The sequence below is a fragment of the Streptomyces sp. GQ60 genome (assembly GCF_059758875.1).
In genome coordinates this window covers 563,863-584,135 of sequence record NZ_JCAXEG010000004.1, presented here as the reverse complement: position 1 = coordinate 584,135, position 20,273 = coordinate 563,863, and the positions used below count along the sequence as shown (strand labels likewise).

Here is a 20,273-nt window from a genome sequence, read left to right as displayed (position 1 = left end):
CCATCGTGTTGTACGGCTTTACGAAACGTTGACCCCGAAGTCTAGAGCGATGCCGCGGAGCCCCGACGCGTACCCCTGCCCCACCGCGCGGAACTTCCATTCGCCCCCGTACCGGTAGACCTCGCCGAAGATCATCGCGGTCTCGCTGGAAGCGTCCTCGGAGAGGTCGTAGCGGGCCAGCTCCTGGCCGTCCGCCTCGTTCACCACGCGGATGAAGGCATTGCTGACCTGGCCGAAGCTCTGCCGGCGGGCCTCGGCCTCGTGGATCGAGACGGGGAAGACGATCTTGTCCACGCCGGCCGGAACCTTGGTGAGGTCGACGATGAGCGACTCGTCGTCGCCGTCACCCTCACCCGTGAGGTTGTCCCCCGTGTGTTCGACGGAGCCCTCGGGGCTCTTCAGGTTGTTGTAGAAGACGAAGTACTCGTCCCCGAGCACCCGGCCGTTGCTGCACAGCAGCGCGCTGGCGTCGAGGTCGAAGTCGGCGCCCGTGGTCGAGCGCGCGTCCCATCCGAGGCCGATCAGAACCCGCGTGAGGTTCGGTGCGGCTTTGGAGAGGGAGACATTGCCCCCCTTGGCGAGTGTGACGCCCATGTTGTGGTCCTCCCCGGACGACGGTGGCGGTGTGACGGTGCCGTGCTGTGACGGTACGGCCGTGCGGCGCGGTGCGGCCGTAAAGCCGGTCCGGCGCCGTACACACGAGTGCACGGCGCCGGACGGATGGGACGACTGCCCTGGTGGAGCAGGCTCAGACGTTGACGCCGAAGTCCTGCGCGATGCCGCGCAGGCCCGAGGCGTAGCCCTGGCCGATGGCACGGAACTTCCACTCCGCACCGTTGCGGTAGAGCTCGCCGAAGACCATGGCGGTCTCCGTCGAGGCGTCCTCCGACAGGTCGTAGCGGGCGAGCTCGGTGTTGTCGGCCTGGTTCACGACGCGGATGTACGCGTTGCGGACCTGGCCGAAGCTCTGCTGGCGGCTCTCGGCCTCGTAGATCGAGACCGGGAAGACGATCTTGGCCACGTCGGCGGGCACGCCGGCGAGGTTGACCTTGATCGCCTCGTCGTCGCCCTCGCCCTCACCGGTGGTGTTGTCACCGGTGTGCTCGACCGAGCCGTCGGGGCTCTTCAGGTTGTTGAAGAAGACGAAGTTCGCGTCGCCGGTGACCTTGCCCTGGTCATTGGCCAGGATCGCGCTGGCGTCGAGGTCGAAGTCGACGCCGGTGGTGGTGCGAGCGTCCCAGCCCAGACCGACGATGACCGCGGTCAGGTTCGGCGCGGCCTTGGACAGCGAGACGTTGCCGCCCTTGCTGAGGCTGACTCCCACGGGTCCTCCATAAGGTTTTGTGTGGGGCGGGGCCCCGTCGTGCGATTGCTACCGGATCAACGTTTCGATCCTAGTGACGGGTTCCCGCCTGTACGGGCTTATTCGAGGCGAACGGGCCCGCGTGCCTGGCGGCACGTGCCCATGAGCCTGCGACACGGACTCAGAGGCTGTCGAGGGCCTTGATGTACTCGTTCAGGTCACGGGCGTCGGGCAGCCCGTTGACGACGCTCCAGCGCACGATGCCGTCGCGGTCGATGACGAAGGTGCCGCGCACGGCGCAGCCCTTCTCCTCGTCGAAGACCCCGTAGGAGCGGGAGGCCTCGCCGTGCGGCCAGAAGTCCGACAGCAGCGGGTACTCCAGCCCCTCCTGCTCCCCGAAGACGCGCAGGGTGGGCACGGAGTCGTTGGAGACCGCGAGGAGCTGCACGTCGTCGTTCTGGAAGCGCGGCAGCTGGTCGCGCAGCTCGCAGAGCTCGCCGGTGCAGACGCCGGTGAAGGCGAAGGGGTAGAAGAGCAGCACGACGGCCTTCTCCCCCCGGAAGTCGGAGAGCCGCACGACCCTGCCGTGGTTGTCCTTGAGCTCGAAGTCCGGGGCCTTGCTGCCGACCTCGATCGCCATCTGTCGCATCCCTTCGTCCCGCATCCCTGCGTTGGGCTGTTCGGGTGATCTCACCTTATGGGTCCCGGGCCTGTGGGGCCCCCGCGCGTCCCGCCCGTTCCGCCCGCGAAACGCACGCACCCCGCCCACCGGGAAGCTTCCGGCGAACGGGGTGCGTGTGTCCGCATGGCTGCGGGGCGCGGCTCAGCGCTTGGACTTGGCCGTCTTCGGAGTCGCCAGCTTGGTGGCGGTCCACTCCTTGCCGACGGGGAGACCCTTCGCCAGCGAGAGGCCGGCCGTCTCGGCGGCCTCGCTGATGTCGCTGGCCTCGACGAAACCGTCCTTGCCGGTCTTGGGAGTCACCAGCAGGATCAGTGCGCCGTCCTCGACCAGCTCGGTCGCATCGACCAGGGCGTCCGTCAGGTCGCCGTCGTCCTCCCGGAACCACAGCAGAACCGCGTCTGCGACATCGTCGTAGTCCTCATCGACGAGTTCGGTGACGTGATCCTCTACGGCATCACGGAATTCCTGATCGACGTCGTCGTCGTAGCCGATCTCCTGGACCACCTGTTCGGACTGGAAACCCAGCCTGGCGGCCAGGTTCTCCGCGTGGTCCGCGGTCGCGCTCACGGGGTGCCTCCTGCTCATGTTCGGTGAATGTTCTTCGGCGGCGCGCGTACGCGCAGCATTGGGCGTAGTCCACACGGGCGCGGCGGATCGCGCAAGTACCCGGCCGCCGAGACCGTCGAAACGGTGACGATTGCGGCCGTCTCGCCGCAACTTTCAGCCCTTCCGGATGTACCCCTGGTGATTCATCCCACACCATTCCACCTCATTCGGCACGGCCTCGGGACTTTCGCACCTGTTTGAGGGACGAACGGCCTTGCGAAGGGGGTGATCGACATGGGCGTAAGGTTGCGGTTTGGGCGCCTGTCGTCGCCGCTGCCGGCGCAATCCCTCCGCACTCCAGGGATTACCCAGCGGTAAAGATGACGATTTCTGCCGAGAGTAAGACCATGGGAGGCGGCGAACCCAAGGCACGACTCCCCCGACAGCGAAGGAACAGCGTGGCTTCCGCATCCGATCGCAATCCGATCATCATTGGTGGCCTGCCGAGTCAGGTACCGGACTTCGATCCGGAAGAGACGCAGGAGTGGCTCGACTCCCTGGACGCCGCCGTCGACGAGCGGGGCCGTGAGCGCGCCCGCTACCTCATGCTGCGGCTGATGGAGCGGGCCCGCGAGAAGCGCGTGGCCGTGCCCGAGATGCGCTCCACGGACTACGTCAACACGATCGCCACCAAGGACGAGCCCTTCTTCCCCGGCAACGAGGAGATCGAGCGCAAGGTCCTCAACGCCACCCGGTGGAACGCGGCCGTCATGGTGTCGCGCGCCCAGCGCCCGGGGATCGGAGTCGGCGGCCACATCGCCACCTTCGCCTCCTCCGCCTCCCTCTACGACGTGGGCTTCAACCACTTCTTCCGGGGCAAGGACGAGGGCGACGGCGGCGACCAGATCTTCTTCCAGGGCCACGCCTCGCCCGGCATCTACGCCCGCGCCTACCTCCTGGACCGGCTCTCCGAGCAGCAGCTCGACGCGTTCCGCCAGGAGAAGTCGAAGGCCCCGTACGGCCTCTCCAGCTACCCGCACCCGCGGCTCATGCCGGACTTCTGGGAGTTCCCGACCGTCTCGATGGGCCTCGGCCCGCTCGGTGCGATCTACCAGGCCCGGATGAACCGGTACATGGAGGCCCGCGGAATCGCGGACACCTCCAAGTCACACGTATGGGCGTACCTCGGCGACGGCGAGATGGACGAGCCGGAGTCGCTCGGCCAGCTCTCCATCGCGGCCCGCGAGCACCTCGACAACCTGACCTTCGTCGTCAACTGCAACCTGCAGCGCCTCGACGGCCCGGTCCGCGGCAACGGCAAGATCATGCAGGAGCTGGAGTCGCAGTTCCGCGGCGCCGGCTGGAACGTCATCAAGCTGATCTGGGACCGCTCCTGGGACCCGCTGCTGGCCCAGGACCGCGACGGCATCCTGGTCAACAAGCTGAACACCACCCCGGACGGCCAGTTCCAGACGTACGCCACCGAGACGGGCGCGTACATCCGCGACCACTTCTTCGGCGACGACCACCGGCTGCGCGCGATGGTCGAGAACATGACCGACCAGCAGATCCAGCACCTGGGACGCGGCGGCCACGACCACAAGAAGGTCTACGCGGCGTACGCGGCGGCCAAGGCCCACAAGGGCCAGCCGACGGTGATCCTCGCCCAGACGGTCAAGGGCTGGACCCTCGGCCCCAACTTCGAGGGCCGCAACGCGACCCACCAGATGAAGAAGCTGACGGCCGACGACCTCAAGCGGTTCCGCGACCGCCTGCACATCCCGATCACGGACGCCCAGCTGGAGGACGGCGCGCCGCCGTACTACCACCCGGGCCGCAACTCCCCCGAGATCCAGTACATGCACGACCGCCGCAGCGCCCTCGGCGGCTACGTGCCGACCCGCGTGGTGCGCGCGAAGCCGCTGCAGCTCCCGGGCGACGCCACGTACGCGGCCGCCAAGAAGGGCTCGGGCCAGCAGTCGATCGCCACCACCATGGCCTTCGTCCGCATCCTGAAGGACCTCATGCGGGACAAGGAGATCGGCAAGCGCTTCGTGCTGATCGCCCCCGACGAGTACCGCACCTTCGGCATGGACGCGTTCTTCCCGAGCGCCAAGATCTACAACCCGCTGGGCCAGCAGTACGAGGCGGTCGACCGCGACCTGCTGCTCGCGTACAAGGAGTCGCCGACCGGCCAGATGCTGCACGACGGCATCTCGGAGGCGGGCTGCACCGCCTCGCTGATCGCCGCGGGTTCGGCGTACGCGACGCACGGCGAACCGCTGATTCCTGTCTACGTCTTCTACTCGATGTTCGGATTCCAGCGCACGGGTGACCAGTTCTGGCAGATGGCGGACCAGCTGGCACGCGGCTTCGTCCTCGGCGCGACCGCCGGCCGGACCACCCTCACGGGTGAGGGCCTGCAGCACGCCGACGGTCATTCGCAGCTGCTGGCCTCGACGAACCCGGGCTGTGTGGCGTACGACCCGGCGTACGGGTACGAGATCGCGCACATCGTCAAGGACGGTCTGCGGCGGATGTACGGCCCCGACGCCGAGGACGTCTTCTACTACCTGACGGTCTACAACGAGCCCATCCAGCACCCGGCCGAGCCGGCCGGCGTGGACGTGGACGGCATCCTGCGCGGCATCCACCGGATCTCGGAGGGCACCTCCGGATCCGTCGGCGCCCAGATCATGGCTTCGGGCGTGGCGGTGCCGTGGGCGCTGGAGGCGCAGCGGATCCTGGCCGCCGAGTGGAACGTCAGGGCGGACGTCTGGTCGGCGACCTCCTGGAACGAGCTGCGCCGCGAGGCCGTCGCCGTGGAGGAGCACAACCTGCTCCACCCGGAGGAGGAGCAGCGCGTCCCGTACGTGACGAGCAAGCTGTCCGGCGCGGAGGGTCCGTTCGTGGCGGTCTCCGACTGGATGCGGGCGGTCCCGGACCAGATCTCGCGCTGGGTGCCCGGCCCGTACACCTCGCTGGGCGCGGACGGCTTCGGCTTCGCGGACACGCGGGGCGCGGCCCGGCGCTTCTTCCACATCGACGCGCAGTCGGTGGTCCTCTCGGTGCTGACCGAGCTGGCCAAGGAAGGCAAGATCGACCGCTCGGCGCTGAAGCAGGCGATCGACCGGTACCAGCTGCTGGACGTCCGGGCGGCCGACCCGGGCGCGGCGGGCGGCGACGCGTAGCAGTCGCCTTCGAGCGAGCGGGCGCCGGGACACCTGTCCCGGCGCCCTTACGCGTTCCTTACGATGCTCCCCATGAAGCAACCCTCTCCCCAGGCGCGGTGGGAGCGCCGGACGCAGACCCCGCTGCTCGTGCTCGCCCTGGGTTTCGCCGTGGCCTACGCGGTGCCCATCGTCCTGCCCGAAGCGAGCCCGGCGGTGCACCGCGCGTGCAGGCACGCCGAGTGGGTGGTGTGGGCCGCCTTCGCCGCCGACTACCTGGTCAGGCTGGGCCTGGCGCGGTCGAAGAGGGGCTTCGTACGGACCCACTGGCTGGACCTGGTGGCGGTGGTGCTGCCGATGATCCAGCCGCTGCGGCTGCTGCGCGTGGTCTCCACCCTGATGCTGGTGGGCCGGCGGGCTCGGATGGCCCCGCAGATCCGGCTCACCACGTACGTGGCGGGCTCGGTGGTCGGGCTGCTGATGTTCGGCTCGCTCGCGGTGCTGAGCGTGGAGCGGGACGCACCCGACGGCAACATCAAGAACCTCGGGGACGCCCTGTGGTGGTCGGTGACCACGATGACGACGGTCGGGTACGGGGACCACTCCCCCACCACCGGGCTCGGCCGGCTGCTGGCGGTGGGGCTGATGCTGTCCGGGATCGCGCTGCTGGGTGTGGTGACCGCCAACATCGCGGCCTGGTTCATCTCCCGCTTCGAACGCGACGACCGGGTGGAGCGCGCCCAGACGGCGGCGATCTCCGAACTGGCGGCAGAGGTACGGGCGCTGCGCGCCGAGGTCGCCCGGCTCGGCGGGGCGGCTCCCGCCGGGGCGGCCGGGTCCGCGCCGGTGACCGGCCTCGCCGGGGCCGGCGGGCTCCCGCAGGCCCCGGTGCCCGCCCGGGAGCCCGGCCCGGGCGCGGGCATCGGCGCCCAGGGCGGGCCGGTCCAGGCGGGCGGCGGGGCCGTCAGCGCTCCCACACCTTGAACGCCCTGACCTGGTAGGGCGACTGGGGCAGCCACACGCCGTCGCCCGGGTAGGTCTGGAACTCTCCGGTCTCGGCGCACTCGGCCGACTGGTAGGTGGTGACCGGGCGGCCGGTCCGGTTGGTGAGGGACTGCGAGGTGGTCCCGGCGGCCAGGGCGGTACAGCTGTTGATGTCGAGGGTGCTGAGCTCGTGGGTGGTGCGGGCGCCCTTGAACTCGGGCTTCGCCCACAGGCACAGCTGCCCGGTGGCGCACGCCCCGAGCGCCGGCGGCCCGGCGGCCCGCCCCTTCGTCCGTCCCTTCGTCCCCCCGGAGGCCCGTACCGGAACCGGGGCATCGGCGCGGGCCTGGGCCTGCGCCTGGACCTGCGCCTGGGCCGGACCCTGCGCCCGCGCCGGATTGAGGCCCGGGGCGCGGCCCGCCGCGTGGGCGGATTCCGCGGTGCCCGGGATCAACAGAGTGGCGGCGAGCACCGTGGCCGTGGCGGCGGTGCGCCCGGAGAAAGTGGTGTTCCACGTACGCATGACGGGTCAGCTCCTGGTGGACGTACGGGCCCCGGACCGTTTCCGAGGGCTCCGTCGACACCACGCTGACCTGCGCGGACGTCCCGGCGGAAGGGGCCGCGAGCGGGTCCACCCTGATAGGCGACAGCCCCGCCGGAACCGTCCGGCGGGGCTGCCGCGGCCCCGGAGTTGACGCCTCCGGGGCCTCCTCGACCGCCACGGCAGCGCGGCCGGCGGCACAGAGCCAGCGGGACACTGTGCACGGCCGGGCCGCCGGGGCGGGGCTGGGGGGTATCTAGATGTGGGCCGCGCCCGCCCCCGCCGCCGCGTTCTCGCCGCGCTTCGTGAAGCCGGCCACGACCGCGGCGAGTACCGCGACCACGCCCGCGACGGTGAAGGCCGTGCTCATCCCTGACACGAACGTGTCGTGCGCGACCCCCGTGATGGTCGCCGCGAGCTGCTCGGGAGCGTCCGGCGGGATCGGCGAGATGCCGACCTGGATGCCCTTCTCCGCGAGGTCCGCCTGCTCCGGGGTGAGCGGCGGCAGCCCGGCCCCGGCCCAGTTGTCCTCGAAGACGCTGCCGACCTTGCTCGCCATGACCGCGCCGAGCACGGCGGTGCCCAGGCTGCCGCCGACCTGCATGGCGGCCTGCTGGAGCCCGCCGGCCACGCCCGAGAGCTCCAGCGGGGCGTTGCCGACGATGACCTCGGTGGCGCCGACCATGACGGGCGCGAGCCCGAGGCCCAGCAGGGCGAACCAGAGCGACATGGTGAGGGTGGAGGTGCCCGGGGTCAGCTGGGCCATCCCGAAGCAGGCGACGGCGGTGGCGGCCATGCCCGCGACGAGCGGCAGCCGCGGGCCGGCCTTGGTGATGGCGAGGCCCGCCAGCGGCGATCCGACGATCATCATCCCGGTCAGCGGCAGCAGGTGCAGGCCGCTGTCGACGGGGCTCATGCCGTGGACGTTCTGGAGGTAGAAGGTGACGAAGAACAGCCCGCCCATGAAGGCGAAGGCCATCAGGACCATCAGCACCGTGCCCGCGGACAGCGGCAGCGAGCGGAACATCCCGAGCGGGATCAGCGGTTCGGCGACGGAGTTCTCCCAGAGCGCGAAGGCCACGAAGCACAGCACGGACCCGCCGAGGAAGGCCAGCGTCTTGGTGTCGCCCCAGCCCCATTCGGAGGCCTTGATCAGCGCCCAGATCAGCGAGAACATCCCCGCCGACAGCAGCAGGATGCCCAGCACGTCGAAGGAGCGCGGGGCGTTCTCCGCCCGGTGGTCGACAAGGATGAACAGCCCGAAGGCGAGCGCGACGATGCCGACGGGCACGTTGATGAAGAAGACGGACTGCCAGCTCACGTTCTCGACGAGCAGGCCGCCGACGATCGGCCCGGCGGCGGTCGAGGCGCCGATGACCATGCCCCAGATGCCGATGGCCATGTTGAGCTTCTCGGCCGGGAAGGTCGCACGCAGCAGGCCCAGTGCGGCGGGCATCAGCAGCGCGCCGAAGACGCCCTGCGCGACGCGGAAGCCGATGACGAGCTCGACCCCGTCGGAGAGGCCGATGGCCGCCGAGGAGACGGCGAAGCCCGCGATGCCGATGAGGAAGGTCTGGCGGTGGCCGAAGCGGTCGCCCAGCTTGCCCGCGGTGATGAGGGAGACCGCGAGGGCGAGCAGGTAGCCGTTGGTGATCCACTGGACGTCGGCGAGCGAAGCACCGAGGTCCTTCTGGATGGCCGGGTTGGCGACGGCGACGATCGTGCCGTCGAGGGCGACCATCATGACGCCGATCGCGACGGCGAACAGGGTGAGCCACGGGTGGCCGCGGAGGCCCGTGCGGACCGGCGAGGGGCCCGGTTCCTTGGTCGGCGAGGGTGCGTCCCCGCCGTCGACGGTGGTCTGACTAGTCATGCGAACAGGTTAGTGACAGCGACTGACACTTCACAGGCCGGTTCGTCAGACAGTCGCTGTCAGGTCGGTCACAGGTAACCTGGCCGCCGTGATGACCGATCAGCGGCCCGCGCCCGCACCGGCCGCCGGACTGCGCGAGCGCAAGAAACAGCGCACGCGCGACGCACTGCTGCACGCGGCCCTCCTCCTCTTCATCGCCCAGGGGTACGAGGAGACGACAGTCGACGAGATCACCGACGCCGTCGACGTCTCCCAGCGCACCTTCTTCCGGTACTTCGCCAACAAGGAAGAGGTCGCCTTCGCCGTCCAGGACCTGGTCGAATCCCACTTCGTCGCGGCGCTGCGCTCCCGCCCGCCCGCCGAGGGCCCCTTCGAGGCGATGCGCTCGGCCGTGCTCGCCGCCTGGGACACCGTCGACGAGGCCATTTCGGACCTGGTCCCGCTCGACCTGTACATGCGCAGCTACCGGTTGATCGAGTCCACCCCGGCCCTGCTCGCCGTGCACCTGCGCCGCTCCACCGAGCTGGAGGAGCAGATCGCCCGGCTGATAGCCGAGCGCGAGGGCCTGGACGTGGACACCGACCCGCGCCCGCGGGTCGCCGTCGCCGCGTTCACGGGCGTGATGCGCGTCACCGGCCGGCTCTGGGGGCAGGGCGAGGACACCAGCGTGGCCACCATCCGGCGGATGACCGAGGTCTACCTCGACCAGATCGGCCCGGCACTGGCCGCCGACTGGCGCCGGCCCGCCTGACCGGCGGTCGCCTCCCGGCCGGACAGGGCCCCGTACGGGCACGCGGGTCCCGTACGGGCGCGCGCCCGCGCACGCGGGTCCCGTACGGGCGTACCCCGTCGGCGGGGCGTCCCACGGTCGGCGGTGACTCCCGTCACCCGGCGCGCAGGCAGCCGCCGAGGTCTCCTAGGCTGGGCGCAGTGAACCTGCCCGGCCCCGCCCACTCCCACTCCGCCGCAGCCCCCGCGCGCCCGGCCGCCCTGCGCGCCCTGCTCGCGCTGGCGGTGGTCTTCCTGATGCTGACGACCACGGGCTGGACGGCCGTCTACCGGCCCGCGAGCGGCGCGTCCCCGCGCGAGGCCGCGCTCGCCTCCTGGTCCGGGGCCCGCTTCGAAGGCAAGTCCCTGCCCGCCGCCGATGCCCCGGCGCCGGTGGTGGCACGTTTCTTCGCGAGCCTCGACGGCGCCCAGCGCGCCCGGCTCACCGAGGGGCACCCGCTGGTGGTCGGCAATCTCGACGGCGCGCCGCCGACCGTCCGCTACCGGGCCAACCGGATGGCCCTGCAGCAGGCCGCGCGGATCGAGGAGACCCGCGCGCACGACATCACGCTGGCCCCGGTGGACCGCGCCACCGCCGCCCGCCGCGCCCACCGCTTCGCGTCCCTCGCCGAGCCGGGCCGGCAGATCCTCGTCTTCGACCCCACCGGCGGCGCCCTCGCCGCCGAGGTGTTCGGCGACCTCGGCGAGGCCCGCCGGATCTCGGTGATCGTCCCGGGTGTCGACACCGACGCGCTCACCTTCGAGCGCACCGAGCGCCGGCTGACCGCCCCCGTCGGAATGGCGGAGTCCCTGTACGAGGCCGAGCGGGCGGCCGCCCCGGGCGGCCGGACCGCGGTCATCGCCTGGGCCGGCTACACGGCCCCGACCGGCGTCGGCATGGACGCGGTGACCGGCCGGCTGGCCGTGGACGGCGCGGCCCGGCTGCGCTCGCTGACCTCCGCGCTGCCCGGGCGGGCGAGCGTGGCGCTGTTCTGCCACAGCTACGGCTCGGTGGTGTGCGGGGTGGCCGCGCACGAACTGCCGCGCCGGGTCACGGACATCGTGGTGGCGGGCAGCCCCGGGATGCGCGCGGAGAGCGCAGCGGAGCTGGGCACCTCGGCCCGGGTGTGGGCGATGCGGGACGCCGGTGACTGGATCGCCGACGTGCCCCACCTGGAGTTCGGGGGCCTGGGCCACGGCGCGGATCCGGTCTCCGAGGAGTTCGGGGCACGGGTCCTGTCGGCGGCCGGAGCCAAGAGCCACACCGGCTACTTCGAGCCAGGAACCGAATCCCTGGACAACTTCGCCCGTATCGGAACCGGTGCGTTCGGTTCCACGGTGTGCGCCGCCGGGGACGACACCTGCCGGCGCGGAACATCCGGGCCGGACGGTTCCTGACCCGCCCGGCCGACCCGAAATCGGACCTCACAGCAGGGGGACGCACGGGGGTGCGTCCCTTTACGATGTCCCGCATGGGTGACGCACTGGCCGGAAACCATGCCGTCTGGGAGTTCGACCGCACCACGGACTCGCTCATCATCCGCTTCGCACGGGGGTTGCGAACGCCCAGGCTCTGGCACGTCCTGGGGGAACGCCGGATTCCCCTGGAAGCGTTGGCTGGGGTGGGCCTGACCGTGGGACGGCGGGACACCCTGGTGGTGCACGCCCGCGTACGGGCCGGAGCGGATCCGCTGATGGAGGCCGCGGCCGGGCAGTTGCGGGAAGCCTGCGACCCCTACCGGCTGGTGCTGCCGGGCGCCGGGGCCGGGCGGGCGGCGGCCTTCGCCGAGGCCCTGCGCGGGCGGCTGGGTCCGGCCGGGCCGGCCGAGCGGTTCCTGGTCTCCGCCCCGCAGCCGCCGGCCACGCTGAAGGCGTACGACGCCCGGCTCGCCTTCGACGGCGGTGCCGTCACCTTCCGCTGGTCGCGGACCGGGGCCACCAGCGCCAAGTGGAAGGCGGGCGACCAGCGGTATCCGCTGGCCTCCCTGGCCGGGCTGGTCTGGCACTCCCCGGAGCGGCCCGGCGGGCACCTGCGGCTGCTGCCCCGCGAGGGCCCCGGTGATCCCCGGCCGGACCACGATCTCGCCTCCGCGGTCTTCGGCGTGGGGTACGGAGCCGTGCACGAGTCGCTGCCGTTCGCGGCGGCGGTGCTCGTGGCGCTGCGGGCGCGGTCGGTCGTCGCCTCCGGTGCGGGGGTGCCCGGGCCGCGGTCCTGGGAGCGGATCCAGCACCTCGCCGAGCTGCACAGTGCGGGGCTCCTCACGGACGCCGAGTACCGGGCCCTGCGCGACCGCTTCACAGCGGGGGCCTGACCGGCGCTGTCCTCGAACGCCGGACGGCTGAAAGGAACTACGCCTCGCGCGCCGCCGACGTGGCGCTCATGTCGGCGTAGCGGTCGCCCGCCACCCGGGCTGCGATCGGGTCCAGGAGGGACAGTTCGGCGGACGTCAGCGTGATGCGGGTCGCGGCCGTGTTCTCCGTGAGCCGGGAGGGCTTGCGGGTGCCCGGGATCGGGACGACCGTCAGGCCGTGCACCGCCGCCCGCTGCTGCACCCAGGCCAGCGCGATCTGCGCCGGCGTGGCCCCGCGGGCCGCCGCGATCTCCCGTACCGGCGCCAGCAGCGCCCCGTTGGCCTTCGCGTTGTCCCCCGTGAACCGGGGCTGGCACTGCCGGAAGTCGCCGGCCGTCAGCTCCGCCGACGCGTCCGCGAACGCCCCGGTCAGGAAGCCGCGCCCGAGCGGGGAGTACGGCACGACGGCCACGCCCAGCTCCGCGGCCGCGCCCACCGCGCTGCGCTCCACGTCCCGGCTGAACAGCGACCACTCCGACTGGAGCGCCGCGATCGGGTGCACCGCGTGCGCCTCGCGCAGCTCGACGCCGGTCACCTCGCTGAGCCCGAGGTGGCGCACCTTGCCCTCCCGCACCAACTCCGCCATCGCGCCCACCGATTCGGCGAGCGGCACGGCCGGATCGCGCCGGTGCATGTAGTAGAGGTCGATCACGTCGGTGCCCAGCCTGCGCAGGCTGCCCTCCACCGCGCCGCGGACGTACGCGCGGTCGTTGCGGACCCCCCGGTACACCGGGTCGTCCGTGCGCTCGATGGCGAACTTCGTGGCGAGGGTGATCCGGTCGCGGTGCGCGGCCGCGAACGGCGCGAGGAACTCCTCGTTGGCACCCCGCCCGTAGACGTCGGCGGTGTCGAAGAGGGTGACCCCGGCGGCCAGCGCCGCGTCCAGGGTGCGCCGGGCGGCCGCCTCGTCCGTGTCGCCGTAGAACTCGCTCATGCCCATGCAGCCGAGGCCCTGGACGCCCACCAGCGGGCCGCCCCGGCCCAGTTCGACCTGCTCGATCCCCACCGTGTTCCCGGTCATGTCCGGTCTTCCTCTCCCGCGACGGTCGCGCACATCGCATACGTATCGATCTTGTAGTCCAGCACCGCGAGCGCGTCCGTCAGCTCCGTGATCCGCGTCCGCACCTCGTCGCGCGTCCGCTCCAGCAGTGCGCGCCGGTCGGCGGCGGTGTGCGGGCCCTCACGGACGAGTTCGGCGTACCGGACCATGTCCGCCACCGACATTCCCGTGGTGCGCAACTTGCCGACGAAGGCCAGCCAGTCGAGGTCCTTGTCGGTGAAGCGCCGCTGGCCCGAGTGGGAGCGGTCCACGTGCGGCATGAGGCCGATCCGCTCGTACCAGCGCAAGGTGTGCTGGGTCAGACCGGTCCGGGCCTCGACCTCGCTGATCGTGTACCGCGTCCGCGTCTGCAGTGGGCTCTGGGGCGGGCTCATGGCCCCACGCTAAATCCTTGGAGTGCACTCCAAGCAAGTACCCTCGGCCGCATGGAGAGCTTGCAGAGTCTGCGCATCATCGAGAGCTGGCCGGTCCCGACCGCCGCCGCGGCCGTCGTCGACGCCGACGGGACGGTGCTCGCCGCCCACGGACCGGTGGACCACCGCTTCCCGCTGGCCTCCGTCACCAAGCCGCTCGCCGCGTACGCCGCCCTCGTGGCCTACGAGGAGGGCGCGATCGAGCTGGACGAGCCGGCCGGGCCCGAGGGCTCCACCGTGCGCCACCTCCTCGCCCACACCAGCGGCCTGGCCTTCGACGAGCACCGGGTGACGGCCCCTCCCGGGCAGCGCCGGCTGTACTCGAACGCCGGTTTCGAGGAACTCGGCGACCACATCGCGAAGGCCACCGGCATCCCCTTCGCCGCGTACCTGGCGGAGGCCGTCTTCGAGCCGCTGGGCATGGCGTCGAGCAGCCTGGAGGGCTCGCCCGCCAAGGACGGCGTCTCCACCGTCTCCGACCTCCTGCGCTTCGCCGCCGAACTCCAGCAGCCCCGGCTGCTGGACGTCCGTACCGTCGCCGAGGCCACCTCCGTGGTCCACCCCGGCCTCAAGGGCGTCCTGCCCGGCTACGGCCACCAGTCCCCCAACGACTGGGGGCTCGGCATGGAGATCCGCGACGGGAAGGCCCCGCACTGGACGGGCGCCGGTTCCTCGCCGCGCACCTTCGGGCACTTCGGGCAGTCCGGGACCTTCCTGTGGGTGGACCCGGACGCCCGCGCGGCCTGCGTGGCGCTGACGGACCGCGCCTTCGGGCCGTGGGCCCTGGAGGCCTGGCCCCCGTTCACCGACGCGGTGCTCGCGGAGCTCAGGACCCGCTGAGCCCTGCGGCCACCCCCTGCGGTGCCCCGCCTACGAAAACTCCCAGACCAGTACCTCGGCCGGGGATCCGGCGACCAGCTCCAGGTCCGGCTCGCCGGCGATCCGCGCCGAGTCGCCGGGGCTGAGCTCGTCGCCTCCCCGGGCGGCCCCTCCGTCCAGCCGCAGGTCTCCCCGTACGACGTGCAGGTACACCCGCCCGGCGGCCGGTACGGCGACCCGCTCGCCCGCGCCCGGACGCCGTACGTGCAGGACGGCCCCGGTCGCGGGCACGGCGTAGGGCGTGCTGTCGGCGATCCCCCTGACCAGCGTGTACGAGGGCTCCCCGGCCGGATCGGCCGGGGCCAGCCAGATCTGGACGAAGCGCAGCGGCCCGGGGCCGTCGTTGCGTTCCACGTGCCGGGTGCCGGACGCCGCGCCGAGGTGCTGTACGTCACCGGGCCGCACGACGGTGTCGGCGCCCGTGGCGTCCCGGTGGGTGAGCTGGCCCTCGACCACCCAGGTCACGATCTCGGCGTGGCTGTGGGGGTGTTCGTCGAAGCCCGCGCCGGGGGCGAGGCTCTCCTCGTTGCACGCCAGGACCGGGCCGAACCGCAGGTTCTCGGGGTCGTAGTGCGGGCCGAAGGAGAAGGCGTGCCGGGTGGTGATCCCGGAGCGGGGTTCCCCGCCCTCGTACCGGTCGGAGCCTCGGCGTACATCAATCATGAGGGCCACCGTAGTCCGGGCGCGGCCCGGGACGAGACCGGACTCCGCGCAGCCGTCCCGATAAGGCAGTCTTGTCACGTGCCCCAACCCGAACGTGAGCATTCACCCGCGGTCCACCCCGCGCATCCGGCTCCGCCCCATCCGCACTCGGCGACGCTGCGACGGCTGGAGAAGTCCTCCGGCCGGCTCGCTGCCAACGCCATCGCGCGCATGGACGAGACGCTGTCGTGGTACCGGGCGATGCCGCCGGAGAACCGGTCCTGGATCGGCCTGGTCGCCCAGGCCGGTATCGCCGCGTTCACCGAGTGGTTCCGGCATCCGGAGACCCCGCAGGCGATCTCCACCGACGTCTTCGGGACGGCTCCGCGCGAGCTGACCCGGGCGATCACCCTGCGTCAGACCGTCGAGATGGTGCGCACCACGATCGAGGTCATGGAGACCGCGATCGACGAGGTCGCGGCGCCCGGCGACGAGTCGATCCTGCGCGAGGCCCTGCTCGTGTACGCCCGGGAGATCGCCTTCGCGACCGCCCAGGTGTACGCCCAGGCCGCCGAGGCGCGCGGTGCCTGGGACGCCCGGCTGGAGTCCCTGGTGGTCAACGCGGTGCTGTCCGGGGAGGCCGACGAGGGTGCGCTGTCCCGGGCCGCGGCCCTCGGCTGGAACTCCCCCGAGCACGTGTGCGTGGTGCTGGGCACGGCTCCGGAGGGCGACAGCGAGCTGACGGTCGAGGCGATCCGGCGGGCCGCCCGCCACCACAAGCTGCAGGTGCTCACGGGTGTGCTGGGCGACCGGCTCGTGGTCATCGCGGGTGGCAGCGACAATCCGATGCAGGTGGCGAAGTCGCTGATCGGGCCGTTCGCGGCGGGTGCGGTGGTCGCCGGACCGGTGGTCCCGGACCTGCTGAACGCCACGAAATCGGCTCAGGCCGCCGCGGCCGGACTCAAGGCCTGTACGGCCTGGCAGGACGCTCCGAGGCCGGTCCTCGCGGATGATCTCCTGCCCGAACGCGCGATCGCCTCCGACCCTGCGGCCCGCGAGCAGTTGGTGGAGGAGATCTACAGACCGCTCGAAGAGGCCGGATCGGCCCTCCTGGAAACGCTGAGTGTCTACTTGGAGCAGGCGAGCAGCCTCGAAGGGGCGGCCCGGATGCTGTTCGTGCACCCCAACACCGTGCGCTACCGGCTCCGACGTGTGACAGACGTCACCGGCTGGTCGCCCTCCGATGTCCGTTCTGCGTTCACGCTGCGGATCGCCCTGATCCTCGGGCGTCTGGCCGACGGCGATCCTCAGTCCTAAGCTTTTGTCGGACATCAACAATTACCCCGATGGTTCTTCGTCCCTGTCCCCACGGGCGGCGCGGACCGAACACAAGAGAGAGTGTGAGGGTGCTCGTACTCGTCGCTCCCGGCCAAGGCGCACAGACGCCCGGCTTCCTGACTCCCTGGCTCGAACTGCCCGGCGCCGCTGACCGCGTCGCCGGCTGGTCGGATGCCATCGGGCTCGACCTTGCCCACTACGGCACGAAGGCCGACGCGGACGAGATCCGCGACACGGCCGTCGCACAGCCCCTGCTGGTGGCCGCCGGCCTGCTCGCCGCGGCCGAGCTGACCGCCCTCCCCGCGGTCGGCCCCACCGCCTTCGGCGCCGTGGCGGGCCACAGCGTCGGCGAGATCACCGCCGCCGCGTACGCCGGAGTCCTGTCCGACACGGACGCGCTGTCCTTCGTACGCACCCGCGGGCTCGCCATGGCGGAGGCCGCGGGCATCACCCCGACGGGCATGGCCGCCGTCCTCGGCGGGGACCCGGACGTGGTCGTCGCCCACCTGGAGAAGCTGGGCCTGACCCCGGCGAACGTGAACGGCGCGGGCCAGATCGTGGCCGCGGGGACCATGGAGCAGATCGCGGCCCTGGAGGCCGAGAAGCCCGAGGGCTCCATGAAGGTCGTCGCCCTCAAGGTCGCGGGCGCCTTCCACACGCACCACATGGCTCCGGCGGTCGCCGGTCTGGAGAAGGCCGCGGCGGCCCTCTCCCCGGCCGACCCGTCGCTGACGTACGTATCGAACAAGGATGGTCAGGTCGTGACCACGGGCGCCGATGTCGTCGCCCGGCTGGTGGGCCAGGTGGCCAACCCGGTCCGCTGGGACCTGTGCATGGAGACGTTCGCCGCGCTGGGCGTCACCGGGATCGTAGAGCTGTCCCCCGGTGGCACCCTGACGGGTCTGGCCAAGCGCGCGCTGAAGGGCGTACCGAGCGTGGCCCTGAAGACCCCGGACGATCTCGACAAGGCCGTGGCGCTCGTCTCCGAGCACGCGGTCTGAGAGAAGGAGCCCACTCAGCATGTCGAAGATCAAGCCTGCCAAGGGCTCCCCGTACGCCCGCATCCTCGGTGTCGGCGGCTACCGTCCGATCCGTGTGGTGCCGAACGAGGTCATCCTCGAAACCATCGACTCCTCCGACGAGTGGATCCGCTCCCGTTCCGGTATCGCGACGCGGCACTGGGCCTCCCCGCAGGAGACCGTCGCCGCGATGTCGGTGGAGGCCTCGGGCAAGGCCCTGGCCGCCGCCGGGATCGCTCCGGAGAAGATCGGCGCCGTGATCGTCTCGACGGTGTCGCACTTCAAGCAGACCCCGGCCGTGGCGACCGAGATCGCGCACCGCATCGGCGCGGGCAAGCCCGCCGCCTTCGACATCTCCGCGGGCTGCGCCGGCTTCGGCTACGGCCTGACCCTGGCCAAGGGGCTGGTCGTCGAGGGCTCGGCCGAGTACGTGCTGGTCATCGGCGTGGAGCGGCTCTCGGACCTGACCGACCTGGAGGACCGCGCGACGGCCTTCCTCTTCGGTGACGGCGCGGGCGCCGTGATCGTCGGCCCCTCGGACGAGCCGGCCATCGGCCCCACCGTGTGGGGTTCGGAGGGCGACAAGTCGGAGACCATCAAGCAGACCGTGCCGTGGGACGAGTACCTCGGCAGGGACGGCGGCGAAAAGTTTCCCGCCATCACGCAGGAGGGCCAGGCGGTCTTCCGCTGGGCCGTCTTCGAGATGGCGAAGGTGGCCCAGCAGGCGCTCGACGCAGCCGGGATCACCGCTGATGACCTGGACGTCTTCATTCCGCACCAGGCGAACATGCGGATCATCGACTCGATGGTGAAGACTCTGAAGCTGCCGGAACACGTCACGGTCGCCCGTGACATCGAAACCACCGGCAACACCTCGGCCGCCTCGATCCCGCTCGCAATGGAGCGGCTCCTGGCGACCGGTGCGGCGAAGAGCGGCGACACCGCGCTCGTCATCGGCTTCGGGGCGGGGCTCGTCTACGCCGCAACGGTCGTTACCCTCCCCTAGGGCCCGGGATCCACATCCCGGACTCCGTTTGACCCCCAGCTAGCTATAGAAGGAGCGCCAACATGGCCTTCACCCAGGAAGAAATCGTCGAAGGTCTCGCCGAGATCGTCAACGAGATCGCCGGCATCCCGACCGAGGACGTCCAGCTCGAGAAGTCCTTCACCGACGACCTGGACGTCGACTCGCTGTCCATGGTCGAGGTCGTCGTCGCCGCCGAAGAGCGCTTCGAGGTGAAGATCCCGGACGAGGACGTCAAGGGTCTCAAGACCGTCGGCGACGCCGCGAGCTACATCCTCAAGCACCAGGCCTGAGCCTGACGAGCGTTTGTCGCCACCCCGCGGTGGCGCCGTGACAATTCACCCCCTGAAACGTGGAGAAAGAATTCCTGTGAGCCCGACCAATCGCACCGTGGTCGTCACCGGTATCGGCGCAACCACTCCGCTGGGTGGCGACAGCGCTTCGACCTGGGAAGGTCTGCTTGCCGGCCGTTCCGGCGTAAAACCTCTCGAAGGTGAGCGCTTCGCCGAACTCCCGGTCCGGATCGCCGCCACCGCCGCCGTGGACCCGAGCGAGGTCCTTCCCCGGCCGCTGGCCCGCAAGCTGGACCGCTCGGCCCAGTTCGCGATCATCGCGGCCCGCGAGGCGTGGGCCGACGCCGGTTACACCGCCCCGGCCGGCGAGGACGCGGCGATCGCGCCCGAGCGCCTGGGCACCGTCATCGCCTCCGGCATCGGCGGCGTGACCACCCTGCTCGACCAGTACGACGTACTGAAGGAAAAGGGCGTGCGCCGGGTCTCCCCGCACACCGTCCCCATGCTCATGCCCAACGGCCCGTCGGCCAACGTCGGCCTGGAGGTCAACGCCCGCGCGGGCGTGCACACTCCGGTCAGCGCCTGCGCCTCCGGCGCCGAGGCCATCGGCTACGCCGTCGAGATGATCCGCACCGGCCGTGCCGACGTGGTCGTGGCGGGCGGCACCGAGGCGGCGATCCACCCGCTGCCGATCGCGGCGTTCGCCAACATGATGGCGATGTCCAAGAACAACGAGAACCCCACCACGGCCTCCCGTCCGTACGACAAGGCCCGCGACGGCTTCGTCCTCGGCGAGGGCGCGGGCGTCGTGGTCCTGGAGTCCGCCGAGCACGCCGCCGCGCGCGGCGCCCGGGTCTACTGCGAGGTGCTGGGCCAGGGCCTGTCCGCGGACAGCCACCACATCGCGCAGCCGGAGCCGACCGGCCGCGGTGTCGCGGCGGCCGTGCAGAACCTGCTCGACAACACGGGTCTCGACCCGGCCGAGCTGGTCCACCTGAACGCGCACGCCACGTCCACCCCGCAGGGTGACACGGCCGAGCTGAAGGCCCTGCGCAAGGTGCTGGGCGACGACCTCGACCACATCGCGATCTCGGCGACGAAGTCGATGACCGGTCACCTCCTCGGCGGCGCCGGCGGCATCGAGACCGTGGCCACGGTGCTGGCGCTGTACCACCGCCTCGCCCCGCCGACGATCAACCTCGACGACATCGACGACGACATCGACGCGGACATCGTGCGCGGCGAGCCCCGCAAGCTCCCGGCGGAGGGGCCGATCTCGGCGATCAACAACTCCTTCGGATTCGGCGGCCACAACGTGACCCTCGCCTTCCGAAGCGTCTGAGTTCCCACGCACGAAGGGCCCCGCCCGGCATCTGCCGGACGGGGC

Annotated in this window: 20 protein-coding genes; 11 read left to right on the top strand and 9 right to left on the bottom strand. The window is 71.5% G+C overall.

Features of this window, described 5'->3' with window-relative positions:
- Positions 1 to 18: 18 nt before the first annotated feature.
- The 4 genes from AC6CKD_RS14085 to AC6CKD_RS14070 all read right to left on the bottom strand — a co-directional run bounded on the left by AC6CKD_RS14085 (position 19) and on the right by AC6CKD_RS14070 (position 2,552).
- Positions 19 to 594, bottom strand: a complete 576-nt coding sequence (locus AC6CKD_RS14085) for a TerD family protein (protein WP_478688506.1) — start codon at positions 592 to 594, stop codon at positions 19 to 21.
- Between the two features lie 154 nt (positions 595 to 748).
- A complete protein-coding gene (locus AC6CKD_RS14080) occupies positions 749 to 1,324 on the bottom strand; it encodes a TerD family protein (RefSeq protein WP_327252569.1) in 576 nt (191 codons plus the stop codon).
- A gap of 160 nt (positions 1,325 to 1,484) precedes the next feature.
- Positions 1,485 to 1,943 (bottom strand): peroxiredoxin, encoded by a 459-nt coding sequence (locus AC6CKD_RS14075; protein WP_498327526.1) that lies wholly within the window; start codon positions 1,941 to 1,943, stop codon positions 1,485 to 1,487.
- A 183-nt stretch (positions 1,944 to 2,126) separates the two neighbouring features.
- A complete protein-coding gene (locus AC6CKD_RS14070; RefSeq protein WP_243329420.1) occupies positions 2,127 to 2,552 on the bottom strand; it encodes a DUF3052 domain-containing protein in 426 nt (141 codons plus the stop codon).
- A gap of 437 nt (positions 2,553 to 2,989) precedes the next feature.
- On the opposite strand from AC6CKD_RS14070, the gene aceE reads away from it, so the two are divergent.
- Together aceE and AC6CKD_RS14060 are read left to right on the top strand one after the other, a co-directional pair.
- The gene (gene aceE / locus AC6CKD_RS14065; protein WP_498327524.1) at positions 2,990 to 5,722 is read left to right on the top strand and encodes a pyruvate dehydrogenase (acetyl-transferring), homodimeric type; all 2,733 of its coding nucleotides are present in this window, start codon (positions 2,990 to 2,992) and stop codon (positions 5,720 to 5,722) included.
- Positions 5,723 to 5,794: 72 nt separating this feature from the next.
- Positions 5,795 to 6,685: a potassium channel family protein gene (locus AC6CKD_RS14060; RefSeq protein ID WP_498327522.1), complete on the top strand. Its 891-nt coding sequence runs from the start codon at positions 5,795 to 5,797 to the stop codon at positions 6,683 to 6,685.
- Here AC6CKD_RS14060 and AC6CKD_RS14055 read toward each other — a convergent pair.
- Complete coding sequence (locus AC6CKD_RS14055) at positions 6,666 to 7,208, bottom strand: peptidase inhibitor family I36 protein (RefSeq protein ID WP_498327521.1); 543 nt, start codon at positions 7,206 to 7,208, stop codon at positions 6,666 to 6,668. The genes AC6CKD_RS14060 and AC6CKD_RS14055 overlap by 20 nt on opposite strands.
- A 274-nt stretch (positions 7,209 to 7,482) precedes the next feature.
- Positions 7,483 to 9,099: an MFS transporter gene (locus AC6CKD_RS14050; protein WP_498327520.1), complete on the bottom strand. Its 1,617-nt coding sequence runs from the start codon at positions 9,097 to 9,099 to the stop codon at positions 7,483 to 7,485.
- A gap of 91 nt (positions 9,100 to 9,190) precedes the next feature.
- On the opposite strand from AC6CKD_RS14050, the gene AC6CKD_RS14045 reads away from it, so the two are divergent.
- The 3 genes from AC6CKD_RS14045 (at position 9,191) to AC6CKD_RS14035 (ending at position 12,179) form a co-directional block, all read left to right on the top strand.
- Positions 9,191 to 9,850 (top strand): TetR/AcrR family transcriptional regulator, encoded by a 660-nt coding sequence (locus AC6CKD_RS14045; protein ID WP_498327588.1) that lies wholly within the window; start codon positions 9,191 to 9,193, stop codon positions 9,848 to 9,850.
- Between the two features lie 275 nt (positions 9,851 to 10,125).
- On the top strand, positions 10,126 to 11,265 hold the full coding sequence (locus tag AC6CKD_RS14040) for an alpha/beta hydrolase (RefSeq protein ID WP_498327587.1): 1,140 nt from the start codon (positions 10,126 to 10,128) through the stop codon (positions 11,263 to 11,265).
- 74 nt (positions 11,266 to 11,339) lie between these two features.
- Complete coding sequence (locus AC6CKD_RS14035; protein ID WP_498327519.1) at positions 11,340 to 12,179, top strand: DUF4429 domain-containing protein; 840 nt, start codon at positions 11,340 to 11,342, stop codon at positions 12,177 to 12,179.
- A gap of 37 nt (positions 12,180 to 12,216) precedes the next feature.
- Here the strand turns inward: AC6CKD_RS14035 and AC6CKD_RS14030 are convergent, their stop codons facing one another.
- Positions 12,217 to 13,239 carry an aldo/keto reductase gene (locus AC6CKD_RS14030; RefSeq protein WP_498327518.1) on the bottom strand — a complete coding sequence of 341 codons (1,023 nt, stop codon included), beginning with the start codon at positions 13,237 to 13,239 and terminating at the stop codon, positions 12,217 to 12,219.
- Positions 13,236 to 13,652 carry a MerR family transcriptional regulator gene (locus AC6CKD_RS14025; protein WP_498327516.1) on the bottom strand — a complete coding sequence of 139 codons (417 nt, stop codon included), beginning with the start codon at positions 13,650 to 13,652 and terminating at the stop codon, positions 13,236 to 13,238. The genes AC6CKD_RS14030 and AC6CKD_RS14025 overlap by 4 nt, the downstream gene beginning before the upstream one ends.
- Before the next feature lie 60 nt (positions 13,653 to 13,712).
- Here AC6CKD_RS14025 and AC6CKD_RS14020 point away from each other — a divergent pair, with 60 nt between their 5' ends.
- On the top strand, positions 13,713 to 14,531 hold the full coding sequence (locus AC6CKD_RS14020) for a serine hydrolase domain-containing protein (RefSeq protein WP_498327586.1): 819 nt from the start codon (positions 13,713 to 13,715) through the stop codon (positions 14,529 to 14,531).
- A gap of 30 nt (positions 14,532 to 14,561) precedes the next feature.
- On the opposite strand, the gene AC6CKD_RS14015 is transcribed toward AC6CKD_RS14020, so the two are convergent.
- Complete coding sequence (locus AC6CKD_RS14015; RefSeq protein ID WP_498327515.1) at positions 14,562 to 15,233, bottom strand: pirin family protein; 672 nt, start codon at positions 15,231 to 15,233, stop codon at positions 14,562 to 14,564.
- A gap of 78 nt (positions 15,234 to 15,311) precedes the next feature.
- Here AC6CKD_RS14015 and AC6CKD_RS14010 point away from each other — a divergent pair, with 78 nt between their 5' ends.
- The 5 genes from AC6CKD_RS14010 to fabF all read left to right on the top strand — a co-directional run bounded on the left by AC6CKD_RS14010 (position 15,312) and on the right by fabF (position 20,228).
- Entirely contained in the window at positions 15,312 to 16,529 is a 1,218-nt protein-coding gene (locus AC6CKD_RS14010; RefSeq protein WP_399384078.1) for a PucR family transcriptional regulator, read from the top strand.
- Between the two features lie 89 nt (positions 16,530 to 16,618).
- Positions 16,619 to 17,551, top strand: coding sequence for an ACP S-malonyltransferase (locus AC6CKD_RS14005; RefSeq protein WP_498327514.1), 933 nt, complete (start codon positions 16,619 to 16,621; stop codon positions 17,549 to 17,551).
- Positions 17,552 to 17,570: 19 nt separating this feature from the next.
- Positions 17,571 to 18,575, top strand: a complete 1,005-nt coding sequence (locus tag AC6CKD_RS14000) for a ketoacyl-ACP synthase III (protein WP_498327512.1) — start codon at positions 17,571 to 17,573, stop codon at positions 18,573 to 18,575.
- A gap of 62 nt (positions 18,576 to 18,637) precedes the next feature.
- Positions 18,638 to 18,886: an acyl carrier protein gene (locus tag AC6CKD_RS13995; RefSeq protein WP_243329395.1), complete on the top strand. Its 249-nt coding sequence runs from the start codon at positions 18,638 to 18,640 to the stop codon at positions 18,884 to 18,886.
- A 76-nt stretch (positions 18,887 to 18,962) separates the two neighbouring features.
- Positions 18,963 to 20,228 (top strand): beta-ketoacyl-ACP synthase II, encoded by a 1,266-nt coding sequence (fabF, locus tag AC6CKD_RS13990; RefSeq protein WP_498327511.1) that lies wholly within the window; start codon positions 18,963 to 18,965, stop codon positions 20,226 to 20,228.
- The last annotated feature ends 45 nt before the right edge of the window (positions 20,229 to 20,273 follow it).